Origin of the sequence: Pseudomonas sp. Z1-29, assembly GCF_051131995.1 — a bacterium.
Lineage (GTDB): Bacteria > Pseudomonadota > Gammaproteobacteria > Pseudomonadales > Pseudomonadaceae > Aquipseudomonas.
Window position 1 is genome coordinate 3,238,453 of the sequence record NZ_CP071645.1, and the last position, 11,388, is coordinate 3,249,840.

Consider the following 11,388-nt stretch of genomic DNA (forward strand, 5'->3'; position numbering starts at 1 on the left):
ATGCGCATCGCAATTATCGGCAGCGGTATCTCGGGCCTCACCTGCGCCTATCTGTTGTCTCGCCAGCATCAGGTCAGCCTGTTCGAAGCCGACAACCGGATCGGCGGGCATACCCATACGGTGGATGTCGAATGGGCAGGCCAACGCTACGGCGTGGACACCGGCTTCATCGTGTACAACGACTGGACCTACCCCAACTTCATTCGCCTGATGGACCAGTTGGGCGTGGCTTCGCGCCCGACGGAGATGAGCTTTTCGGTGCACGACCCGGCCAGCGGCCTGGAATACAAGGGCCACACCCTGGGCAGCCTGTTCGCCCAACGACGCAACCTGCTGTCGCCGGGGTTCTGGGGCATGCTCCTGGATATCCTCAGGTTCAACCGGCAGGCGACCGCAGACCTGCTGGCGCAGCGCATCGATGCCTCGACCCGGCTGGGAGATTACCTGCACGCGCAAGGTTACGGCCGACGTTTCATCGAGCAATACATCCTACCCATGGGGTCGGCGATCTGGTCGATGTCACCGGCTGGGATGATGGAATTCCCGCTGCAGTTTTTCCTGCGTTTCTGTCACAACCACGGCCTGCTGTCGGTTGATCAGCGTCCGCAATGGCGGGTGATCGAAGGCGGATCGCGCGGCTATATCGAGCCGTTGTGCGCGGGTTTGCGCGAGCATATCCACCTCGATTGCCCGGTGCGCCGGGTAAGCCGTGACGCCGATGGGGTCACCGTGCACAGCCGTCGTGGTATCGAGCGGTTCGACAAGGTGGTATTCGCCTGCCACAGCGACCAGGCCCTGGCTTTGCTGGAAACGCCCAGCGTCGCTGAAGCCGAGGTGCTCGGTGCGCTGGCCTACGCCCGCAATGAGGTGCTGCTGCATACCGATACCCGCCTGTTGCCGCAGCGCCGGAAGGCTTGGGCGAGCTGGAACTATCGGCTTGGCGGCCCGCCCGAGGCGCCGGCCGCACTGACCTACAACATGAACATCCTCCAGGGCCTGGACGCCCCCGTGACGTTTTGCGTGAGCCTCAACCAAAGCGAGTTGGTGGACCCGGCCCAGGTACTCGCGCGCTTCGACTACGCCCATCCCCAATACAGCCTCGCCGGCGTGGCCGCACAGGCACGCCAGGGCGATCTGCAAGGACGCCAGCACAGCTACTTCTGCGGTGCCTACTGGGCCAACGGTTTTCATGAGGATGGCGTGGTCAGCGCGCTTGCCGTGGCGCGGCATTTCGGAGAAACCCTTTGAACAGCAGTCTGTGTCACGGCTGGATCGGCCACCGACGCCAGACGCCACGGGTGCACGCGTTTCGCTACCCGATCGGCATGCTTTACCTGGACCTCGCCGAGCAGGAACAGGTGCTCGGCCTGTCGCGTTTGCTGCGCCCGTGGCGCATGGCCCCGTTGTGCTGGCGAGAACGTGATTACCTGCCGGCCCTGACCCGTGAAGGTATTCCGCTGATCCAAGCGGTGCGGACGATCGTCGAGCAGGCTCTGGGATCGGCTCCCAAAGGCGCGATCCACCTGCTGACCCAACCGCGCAGCTGGGGCCTGTCGTTCAACCCGGTGAGCTTCTATTTCTGCCACGAAGCCGACGGGCGCCTGGCGGCAATTCTCTGCGAAGTGCGCAACACCCCCTGGCGCGAGCGCCACCATTATGTGTTGCCGGCAAGCCCTGGCGAGCCCCATGCGTTCCAGGTCGCCAAGGCGTTCCATGTCTCCCCCTTCCTGCCACGGGACATGGATTACCGCATGCGCTTTTTGATCCAGGACACCCGCATCCGCGTACGCATGGAGAACTGGCGTGCCGGCCACAAGGTGTTCGAGGCCGACCTTGCCTTGCAACGTGCGCCCCTGGACGCACCGGCATTGCGTCGTTATTTCCTGGCCTTCCCGTGGATGAGCCTGCGCACCGTTAGCGCCATTTACTGGCAGGCGCTGCGCCTGCTTTTCAAACGCACGCCCCTGCACGACCACCAGGCCAGCCATGGCGACCTGAGTGTCGGCGAACCTGTCCATGAGGATCCTGACGATGTCCGAACCCACCCTGAGCGTCACTAAGGCCGGCGGTACCTGCCCATTGAGCGGCGGTCTGTTCAAACAGGCCGTACTCGCGCAACTGCGCCGTTTGCGTCATGGCCACCTGCGCCTGATGCTGGAGGGCGAGCCCCTGAGCTTCGGCGACGCGACCAGCCCATTGGTGGCCGACATCGAGATACTCGACAATGCCGTTTGGGGCATGGTCGCTGGCAACGGTTCGATCGGTGCCGCCGAGGCTTACATTCAAGGTTACTGGCGCAGCAATGACTTGACTGCCGTCACTCGCCTGTTCGTCGCCAATCTCAGCGTGCTCGACGCGATGGACAGCGGCCTCGCTCGCCTGGGGCGGCCGTTGCTGCGCGGATTGCACTGGCTCAACCGCAACAGTCGCAAAGGCTCGCGGCGCAACATCATGGCCCACTACGACTTGGGCAACAGCCTGTTCGAACGCTTGCTCGACCCGACCATGATGTATTCGGCGGCCATGTTCGAAAATCCCGACCAGAGCCTAGAACAGGCGCAGATCAACAAACTCCAACGCATTTGTCGCAAGCTCGACCTGCGCCCAGGTGACCATCTGTTGGAGATCGGCACCGGTTGGGGCAGCCTGGCTATCCATGCCGCCACCCAATACGGCTGTCGGGTCACCACCACGACGCTTTCCGAGGAGCAATACGCGCACACGTGCCAACGTGTCGAGGCGCTCGGCCTGCAACAACGCATCGAAGTGCTGCGCAAGGACTACCGCGACCTGGAGGGACGCTTCGACAAACTGGTGTCGATCGAAATGATCGAAGCGGTCGGCCATCGCTACCTGCCCGAATACTTCCGCTGCTGCGCCGCGCTGCTCAAGGACGACGGGTTGATGCTGTTGCAAGCCATCACCATCCGTGACCAACGCTACGAGCAGGCCCGCCGCTCGGTGGATTTCATCCAGCGCCACATCTTTCCAGGGGGCGCGTTGCCCTCGCTGTCGGTGTTGTTGCAGACCGCCAGCTCCCAGACGCCGCTCAACCTGTTGCACCTGGAGGACTTCGGCGAGCACTACGCGCGCACGCTACGGCACTGGCACGACAACTTCCGGCAATCGCGCCAGGCCTTGCTGGAGCTGGGTTATGACGAGACGTTCCAGCGCCTGTGGGAGTTCTACTTGTGCTACTGCGAAGGCGGATTCCAGGAGCGTGCGATCGGTGTCGCGCAACTGCTGTTCGCTGCGCCAGCGGCTCGCCCGGTGCCCTTGCAGGAACACCTGCAAGGATGAAGAGCCGCAGCTGGCTGATAGGCAATGCGCTCTGGCTGCAATTGGGCTGGTGGGGCTGTGTATTGGGTGCGCAACAGCCCGCATGGCTGCTGGCGGTGGTCGCCGGGTTAGGCGTCCACCTGGGGTTGTGTCCCGATCCGAAAAGCGAGTGCCAGGCGCTGTTGCGTGTCGGGGCGAGCGGGATGCTGTTGGACGGGAGCCTCGGCGCCCTGGGCCTGTTCGGGTTCAACGAGAGCCCCTTGCCCTTGTGGCTGGCCCTGCTCTGGCTGGTCTTCGCAACGGGTTTACGGCATAGCCTGGCCTGGGCAGGCAGCCCCGTATGGCGTGGCGCCCTGGCGGGCATGCTTGGTGGCCCTCTCGCCTATTGTGCCGGCGCTCCGCTGGCTGGCGTGACGCTGCCGCTGGGCGTAACCGGCACCGCGTTGATCCTGGCACCGTTATGGGCGATGTGGCTGCCATTGGCCGTGCGTCTGGCCGACCCGCGCTGATCCGGCGCGGCGGTTCTTACCAAGGCTCATCGAGGAAAATCGGCAACCGTAACGGCGCGATTGGCTCTTCACGCTGGCCGCACATTTCATCATGGACGACCTGCTGCACCAGCATGCAAGGCAAGCGTGGAACGTCACGCAGCAGCTCGCGCAGATGCGTCGTGGAGCGCACATGCAACGTACGTCCCGACTCATCGAGCAATGTGCGTGTTTGTCCATCCAGCTGAGCTCGCAGCAGGTAGATGCCGCCCTCCAGCGACAGCAGCTCCAGCCCGACGACTCGCCCCTCCACAGCCAGCGCAACCAGATCCTTCAGGGTCATGGCGTACTGCTCCTGGCGCGGGTTGGATCAAGCCCGAGCAAACGCTGACGCAGTTCGGGTTTACGGGTACGAGGATCAAGCCAGATGGCAAAAAAATGTCGGGTAAACAGCGGATCGTTGACCTCTTGAGATAGGCGCCCATCGACATAAAAGCGTGCCCCTTTTCCAGGCAGGTTCAGCCCGGTGATTCGGGTGCCAGGCTTGACGTCGACAAAGGCCCGCCGCATATGCGCCGCCCAGGCGTCCATGCGCTGCGCCCCGAAGGGCGTAGCGCTGACGCGCTGGATTTCTTCGAGACTGGTTTCAACCAAGGCGTGCCGGGGGATCGTGCGTCGGTAAACCAGTTCCAAGGCAAAAGGAGTGTCCAGGCTCGGAGTAGGCGCCGCGCTCCAGAGCCGGGCCTGATAGAGATCAAAACCATACCAGCGAAACTCCGCCTCACCGACCAGACGGGCTTGGGGCAACTCAGCCCGCCAATCCGCAGCGGCGTGGTTGGCGCACAACGCCAAGGCGAGACTGACGATAGCGAGCAGCCCTCTGTCGGCTGCGAAAAAGCTGTGCATTGACGAATTTCCGGATTCTCAGAGGTCTCCGATAATTGTACAAAATGCACAACTTGTACAGATACTGTATAAAAATTGCAGGACGCTTCGCTAAACGCTTTCCTGCACATCAACCTGAAGCGGAACCACTCTCCTGGTCACCGGCCCTGTCGGCGCGGTCGTTGCGGCCTCGACCAAGGCATCGACAGCCTGTTCGGCCAGCGTCACCACCGGGTGGGACAACACTGCCTGGACCAAGCCGGTTTTCAACGCTTCGCGCGTGAGCGGCGTGAGGTCATGACACACCACGACGGGCAGGCGCTGTTGCTGTGCCTGGAAGCTGCGCAAAGCCCGCAGCACTCCGGCAATGCCGCCGCCCGCCACATAAAGCCCCGCCAGATCGGGCTCAGCCGTGAGCAAGTCGAGGGTGTTGCCATAGGCGAACTCATCGTCTTCCAGGGTCAGGCGCGAGGCCAGCAGTTCCCATTCGCTGGAATGCTCCACCAGATAGCTGCGAAAGCTCAGCTCGCAGAGCTCCTGGCACTGGAAGCGCTGGCTGCTGAGCATGACCACCGCCGGTCCGGGCTGCCTGGCGAGGCGGCTGATGAACCAGCCCGCCGTACGGCCCGTGAGACGGTTATCGAGACCGGCATAACCGGTGCCGGCGGTACTCGACAATTCCGACAGCAGCGCAACCACCGCAATGCCCGTCTCGCGCAGCTGGCCAACGGCCTCGCGTACCCGAGGATGGTCGACTGCCACCACCCCCAGGCCGTCCACCTGATCGCGCAGCGCCAGGATGCGTTGCGCCACGTTGACCGGGTCGAGATCGTCGAGATAACCGATGACCACGCGAATCCTCGCGCGGGTGCAAGTCGCGGCGGCGTTTGACAGCGCGTGAGCCAGCCCCTGGTAAAAGGGCACGCCGCTTTTTTGCAACAAGAACCCCAGACGCAACGTGGGACGGTCGTTGAGCACACGCTGCTCGATCACGCCCTTGGCATGGAAGCCCAGTCGTGCGGCGGCGGTGGCGATGCGTTGGGCGGTATCGGCCCGCACATCGGCACGCAGATTCAGCACCCGGTCGACGGTAGACAGGCTGACCCCGGCTTCGCGAGCGACATCGGCCATGGTGGGACGCAGTTTGCGCCGTGGATTTTCTGACATGTCTTGACACCTCTGCCCGGCATCATGAGGGGTTTTGACAGATTAAGCCACGCCCCCATGGCCGCCCTTCCGGCAACCCAATAGCATCAGGGCCAAGCCAATAAAAACACTATCGCCGGAGTGCTCCATGACGATCCACATCTGCACCGCGCCTTGCTGCTGGGGCGTCGACGACGTCAACAACCCGTTTCTGCCGCCATGGCAACGCGTGCTCGACGAGGCCGCCAAGGCCGGTTATCGCGGTATCGAGCTTGGGCCCTACGGATTTCTGCCGCTGGACGCCGGCATCCTCGAACCAGCCTTGTCCAAGACTGACCTGCAAGTGGTCGCGGGAACGATTTTCGATGACCTGGTGAGCCCGGCCAACCTGCCCGAACTGCTGCGCCAGACCCATGGCATCTGCACGCTGCTCAAACAATTGCCGCCGATGAAGCAGCAAGCGGGCCAGCGCTTTGCCGGTCCCTACCTGGTGATCATCGATTGGGGCCACGACGCGCGCGACTACGCCGCCGGCCACTCGGACCGCGCGCCCCGCCTGGACGGTGCCCGCTGGAGCGCAATGATGACGCACATTCGCGCCATCGCCGAGGTCGCCTGGCACACCTACGGCATCCGTGCCGTCATCCATCCTCACGCTGGCGGCCATATCGAATTTGCCGATGAACTGGCGCGCCTGGTGGATGACATCCCCCACGAGGTCGCCGGCCTGTGCCTGGACACCGGCCATCTCTATTACGCCGGCATGGACCCGGTTGCATCGCTGCGCACCTACGCCCATCGCCTGGACTACCTGCACTTCAAGGATATCGACCCGACGGTTTTCGATCAGGTGCTGAACGAACACATCCGTTTTTTTGCCGCCTGCGCCCGTGGCGTGATGTGCCCCATCGGGCGTGGCGTCATCGATTACCCGGCGTTGCACAGCCTGGTGCAAGAGCTGGGTTACCACGGCTGCATCACCGTCGAACAGGAACGCGACCCGCGCGACGCCGCGGCCAGCCTGGACGACGTGGCAGCCAGTCGCGCCTATCTCGCCAACATCGGCTTCTGACCCGCACGAGGACTTCTCTCATGATCAACGGCAGCAAAACCCTTGCACGGCCTATCCGCTGGGCCATGGTCGGCGGCGGCGAGCACAGCCAGATCGGCTACATCCACCGCTCGGCCGCCCTGCGTGATCGCCACTTCGAGCTGGTTGCCGCCGCGCTGGACATCGACCCCGACCGTGGCCGGGCCTTTGGCGAACAGTTGGGCATCGACCCCACGCGCTGCTACGCCGACTACCTGAGCCTGTTCGAACTTGAGGCGCAACGGCCCGATGGCATCCAGGCGGTATCGATCGCCACGCCCAACGGCACGCATTACGCCATCACCCGCGCCGCGCTTGAAGCCGGTTTGCATGTGGTCTGCGAGAAACCGCTGTGCTTTACCCTGGAAGAAGCCGAAGCGTTGCGAACCCTGGCGCGATCCAGAGGACGCATCGTCGGCCTCACCTATGGCTACGCCGGGCACCAGTTGATCGAACAGGCCCGGGCGCTGATCGCCGCACAGGAACTGGGTGAGATTCGCATGGTGCACATGCAGTTCGCCCACGGTTTTCACAGCGCACCGGTGGAGGCGCAGAACCCGGCGACCCAGTGGCGCGTCGACCCGCGCCAGGCCGGGCCCAGCTATGTGCTGGGGGATGTCGGCACTCATCCGCTGTACCTGGCGAAAGTGATGCTGCCCGAGCTCAGGATCAAGCGCCTGATGTGCAGCCGGCAAAGCTTTGTCGCCAGCCGCGCGCCGCTGGAAGACAACGCCTACACCTTGATGGAATACGAAGGCGGCGCCATGGGCATGGTCTGGTCAAGCGCGGTCAATGCCGGTTCCATGCACGGCCAGAAGATTCGCGTGATCGGCTCGCGGGCAAGCCTGGAATGGTGGGATGAGCGCCCCAACCAGCTCAGCTTCGAAGTCCAGGGCCAACCCGTGCAAACCCTGGAGCGCGGCATGGGCTACCTGCACCCCGATGCCCTGCTGGATGACCGTATCGGCGGCGGCCATCCCGAAGGATTGTTCGAGGCCTGGTCGAACCTTTATCGGCGGTTCGCCCTGGCCATGGATGCCGCCGACCGTGGCGACGCCGAGGCGCTCGCCGCCCTGCGCTACCCCGGCATCGACGCCGGCGTGGACGGCGTGCGCTGGGTCGAACGCTGCGTGGAATCAGCCAACCAGGATTCAGCCTGGGTTGCCTATTAACCCTTGTTTGAGCTGGAGAAAAGTTAACACCTGTGGCGAGGGGATTTATCCCCGCTGGACTGCGAAGCAGTCCCAAATGATCTGCTGCTGCGAGATTTAACTACGGTATGTCGGGGCCGCTTCGCGCCCCAGCGGGGATAAATCCCCTCGCCACAGCAAGCTCCCTCGCCACGGGCAACCGGTTTTATCTCAAGGAGAACAACAATGAAAATCGCCCTCGATCCCTACATGCACCGTCACCTGAGCCTGCCGGACCTGTGCCGCAAGACCGCCGAGCTCGGCTTCGAATACCTTGAACTGTCGCCCCGGGAAGACTTCCTGCCGTGGTGGGTCCGCCCACGCGCCCACAAGGAACGCATCGCCGAATTCAAGAAAGCCTTGCGCGACCATGATCTGCAACTGGCTTCGCTGCTGCCGATGTACCGCTGGGCCAGCCCTCACGAGGATGAGCGCCGGGCCGCAGTGAACTACTGGAAGGAAGCGATCCAGGTCGCCGTGGAGATGGGGTGCACGACGATGAACTCGGAGTTCGGGCGCGGACCGTCGCCGGATCGCGGGCACAAGGTCAGTTGTTGCGGCGGCGTACACAGCCATGAGTCCAGCGAAGCGGCCTGGTGGCGCTCCATGGAAGAATTGGTGCCGATCCTGGAATCGGAGGGGGTTACATTGAACGTCGAGCCTCATCCGGAAGATTGGTGCGAGACGCTGCATCCGGCCCTGGACATGCTCAAGACCCTCGGCTCGAACAACGTCAAGTTCCTCTATTGCACGCCGCACACGTTCTATTTCGGCGACGACATGAAAGCCATGATCGCCGAAGCCGGATCGATGATCGCCCATGTCCACATCGCTGATACCTACAATCACAAGGCTTCGTCGGGGCTGCGCTACATCGTCAACCCGCCCGGGGCGAAAGTGACCGTGCACCAGCACATGGACATGCACCAGGGCGAGATCGACTGGGACCTGTTTTTCGGCGAGTTGGCCAAGACCGGCTTCGATGGCATCGTCACAGCGTGCGTGTTCGGCTGGGAAGAACGCGCGGATGACTCGGGGCGATTCATGCGCCAGGAAATCCAGGCGTACGTGGACAAGTACTTCAAGTAGTCCGTGCCGGTCAGGCGAGCAACGGCACGATACGCGGCTTGATCGCCTGTCCGCTTACGTCCAGCAATGCCAGCGTCACCGGCAGCTTGAACCGCCGCCGGCCGGCGCTGCCAGGGTTGAGGTAAAGCCGCTCGCCGCGCCATTCGATCAAGGGTTTATGCGAATGGCCGGTGATCACCAGCCTCACATCGGCATCGAGCAGCGCCGGCACATCGGCAATGTCGTGGACCAACAGCACCTGCCACCCGCCGATTTCGAATCGCAGGCTGTCGGCGATATCCCCTGCCCAATCGGCGCCGAGGTCGTTGTTGCCCCGCACTACGTGCAGCTCGCCAATGGCGGCCAACGTCTCGAGGATCTCCGGGCTGCCGATATCACCGGCATGAATAATCCGCTCGCAGCCTTGCAGCGCGGCCATTGCTTCGGGGCGCAGCAGGCCATGGGTATCTGAAATCACGCCCACTTTCATGAAACCTTCCTCCCCTACGGTGTGTCGTCAGCTTTAGCTGCCTCGTCGCAGTTAGCTAACGTGCTGAAATCGAATAGGATAGGCTGCGCGCTGAAGCGCCAAGCCCTGTCGTGTAGAAGGATATATCAATGCTCGGACGCAAACGGCCGGAGCCCAGGATTGAAAGCCCCGATCAAGCCTTTTCCCCGCAAGCTGTGCGGGCCGGGGCTGCATTTCGGCTGACCGTGAGTTTCATGCTCGTGGTGATCGTGGCTTTCCTGGCGGTCGAAGGCTGGCGCACCTGGCGAGACTATCGGGCGGCTTTTGCGTCTGCCCGCGATTCGGTGACGAACCTGGCGCGGGCGACGGCCCAACACGCCGAAGACACCATCCGACAAGTGGACGTGGTCACTGCCGCCCTCGGCGAACGCGTGGAAGGCGACGGCCTGCAGAACATGGACATCCCGCGCATTCATCGGCTGCTGGTGCAGCAGGCCGCGATCATGCCGCAGTTGCACGGACTGTTCATCTACGGCCCGGACGGCCAATGGCTGGTGACGGACAAGGAAGTGATTCCGGAAATGGCGAACAACGCCGACCGCGACTACTTCCAGTACCACCGCACCCACGAGGATCGAGGCGTACGTATTGGCGATGTGGTCAAGAGCCGATCCACCAACGACCTGATCATCCCCATCTCCCGCCGCTTGAACAACCCCGATGGCTCGTTCGCCGGGGTGATGCTCGGGACGGTCAAGGTCAGTTATTTCGTCGACTACTACGGCGACTTCAAGATCGACGGCAAAGGCGCGCTGGTCCTGGCCAAGCGCAGCGGTACGATCCTGGTCCGCCGGCCTTTCGTCGCGGCGGTGATCGGCAAGAGCCTCGTCAACAGCGTGATCTTCCGGGAGCATCTGCCGACTTCCAACCAGGGCGTCGCCGAAGCCAGGGCCGTCGTCGACGACACCGAGCGTCTGTATGGCTACCGGGCCCTGACCACCTACCCGCTGGTGGTGGAAGCCGGCCTGTCGCGGGAATCGATCATTGCCCCGTGGCGTCGTGACCTGCTCAAGACCGGCCTGGTACTGGTATTCCTGATCGCGATTCTGGTCGGCTTCGGGCTCATCGTCCTGAGCCAGTTGCGCTACCGCATGACCATGGAAACGCAGATTCGCAGCGCCCACCAGGCCATGCGCGACATGGCGTTGACCGACAGCCTGACCGGGCTGGGCAATCGCCGGCGGCTGGACATTGCCTTGGCCGACGAGCTGCGCCTGGCCAAGCGCCAAGGCTCGTCCCTGGCCCTGATCATGCTCGACGTCGATTACTTCAAACGCTACAACGACAAATACGGCCATGCCGCTGGCGACGATTGCCTGCGGGCGATTGCCGGCGCGATCGGACAGACCATCAAGCGACCGGGAGACCTGGCCGTCCGCTACGGCGGTGAAGAATTCACCGTGCTGCTACCGAACACGGACAGCGCAGGTGCGGCCAAAGTGGCGCAGCAAATCCTTGAATCCGTCAGGGCCTTGAACATTGAGCACGGCGACCACCCGCTGGGGATCGTGACGATCAGTGCCGGCATCACCACCTGCCAGCCGAGCAGCGAGGACGTCAGCCCTGCGATGCTGATCAAGGCCGCCGACGCCTTCCTGTACCTGGCGAAGAACACCGGGCGAAACCGCTGGTGCAGCGCCGGCGCCTCCCAGGCCTGACCGCATATCGTTGATTTCAGCCAACACTGGCCTGCACAGGTGCCGATCCGGCGCC

At 63.3% G+C, this 11,388-nt stretch carries 12 protein-coding genes; 8 read left to right on the forward strand and 4 right to left on the reverse strand.

All coding sequences use genetic code 11. The annotated features are described in order from the left end of the window. The 4 genes from J3P84_RS14710 to J3P84_RS14725 are packed head-to-tail and all read left to right on the forward strand — an operon-like array spanning nucleotide 1 to nucleotide 3,788. Nucleotides 1–1,248, forward strand: a complete 1,248-nt coding sequence (locus tag J3P84_RS14710) for an NAD(P)/FAD-dependent oxidoreductase (RefSeq protein WP_434623900.1) — start codon at nucleotides 1–3, stop codon at nucleotides 1,246–1,248. Further along, nucleotides 1,245–2,060, forward strand: coding sequence for a DUF1365 domain-containing protein (locus J3P84_RS14715; RefSeq protein WP_434623902.1), 816 nt, complete (start codon nucleotides 1,245–1,247; stop codon nucleotides 2,058–2,060). The genes J3P84_RS14710 and J3P84_RS14715 overlap by 4 nt, the downstream gene beginning before the upstream one ends. Beyond that, on the forward strand, nucleotides 2,032–3,300 hold the full coding sequence (locus tag J3P84_RS14720; RefSeq protein WP_434623904.1) for a class I SAM-dependent methyltransferase: 1,269 nt from the start codon (nucleotides 2,032–2,034) through the stop codon (nucleotides 3,298–3,300). Before J3P84_RS14715 ends, J3P84_RS14720 begins: the two co-directional genes overlap by 29 nt. Further along, nucleotides 3,297–3,788 (forward strand): DUF2878 domain-containing protein, encoded by a 492-nt coding sequence (locus J3P84_RS14725; RefSeq protein WP_434623906.1) that lies wholly within the window; start codon nucleotides 3,297–3,299, stop codon nucleotides 3,786–3,788. Before J3P84_RS14720 ends, J3P84_RS14725 begins: the two co-directional genes overlap by 4 nt. 16 nt (nucleotides 3,789–3,804) lie before the next feature. Here J3P84_RS14725 and J3P84_RS14730 read toward each other — a convergent pair whose 3' ends face one another. From J3P84_RS14730 to J3P84_RS14740, 3 genes are all read right to left on the reverse strand, one after another. After that, nucleotides 3,805–4,110 (reverse strand): DUF6482 family protein, encoded by a 306-nt coding sequence (locus tag J3P84_RS14730; protein ID WP_434604779.1) that lies wholly within the window; start codon nucleotides 4,108–4,110, stop codon nucleotides 3,805–3,807. Further along, nucleotides 4,107–4,673, reverse strand: a complete 567-nt coding sequence (locus J3P84_RS14735; RefSeq protein ID WP_434623908.1) for a chalcone isomerase family protein — start codon at nucleotides 4,671–4,673, stop codon at nucleotides 4,107–4,109. The genes J3P84_RS14730 and J3P84_RS14735 overlap by 4 nt, the downstream gene beginning before the upstream one ends. Nucleotides 4,674–4,763: 90 nt before the next feature. Beyond that, nucleotides 4,764–5,819: a LacI family DNA-binding transcriptional regulator gene (locus J3P84_RS14740; protein WP_434623910.1), complete on the reverse strand. Its 1,056-nt coding sequence runs from the start codon at nucleotides 5,817–5,819 to the stop codon at nucleotides 4,764–4,766. Nucleotides 5,820–5,946: 127 nt separating this feature from the next. On the opposite strand from J3P84_RS14740, the gene J3P84_RS14745 reads away from it, so the two are divergent. The 3 genes from J3P84_RS14745 (at nucleotide 5,947) to J3P84_RS14755 (ending at nucleotide 9,167) form a co-directional block, all read left to right on the forward strand. Then, complete coding sequence (locus J3P84_RS14745; RefSeq protein WP_434623912.1) at nucleotides 5,947–6,870, forward strand: TIM barrel protein; 924 nt, start codon at nucleotides 5,947–5,949, stop codon at nucleotides 6,868–6,870. 20 nt (nucleotides 6,871–6,890) lie between these two features. Beyond that, a complete protein-coding gene (locus J3P84_RS14750) occupies nucleotides 6,891–8,060 on the forward strand; it encodes a Gfo/Idh/MocA family protein (protein WP_434623915.1) in 1,170 nt (389 codons plus the stop codon). 204 nt (nucleotides 8,061–8,264) lie between these two features. Then, a complete protein-coding gene (locus J3P84_RS14755; RefSeq protein ID WP_434623917.1) occupies nucleotides 8,265–9,167 on the forward strand; it encodes a sugar phosphate isomerase/epimerase family protein in 903 nt (300 codons plus the stop codon). 10 nt (nucleotides 9,168–9,177) lie between these two features. Here the strand turns inward: J3P84_RS14755 and J3P84_RS14760 are convergent, their stop codons facing one another. Further along, nucleotides 9,178–9,636, reverse strand: a complete 459-nt coding sequence (locus J3P84_RS14760) for a metallophosphoesterase family protein (RefSeq protein ID WP_434623919.1) — start codon at nucleotides 9,634–9,636, stop codon at nucleotides 9,178–9,180. 128 nt (nucleotides 9,637–9,764) lie between these two features. Between J3P84_RS14760 and J3P84_RS14765 the strand changes: the two genes are divergently transcribed. After that, nucleotides 9,765–11,333, forward strand: a complete 1,569-nt coding sequence (locus J3P84_RS14765; protein WP_434623921.1) for a sensor domain-containing diguanylate cyclase — start codon at nucleotides 9,765–9,767, stop codon at nucleotides 11,331–11,333. Nucleotides 11,334–11,388 lie beyond the last annotated feature (55 nt).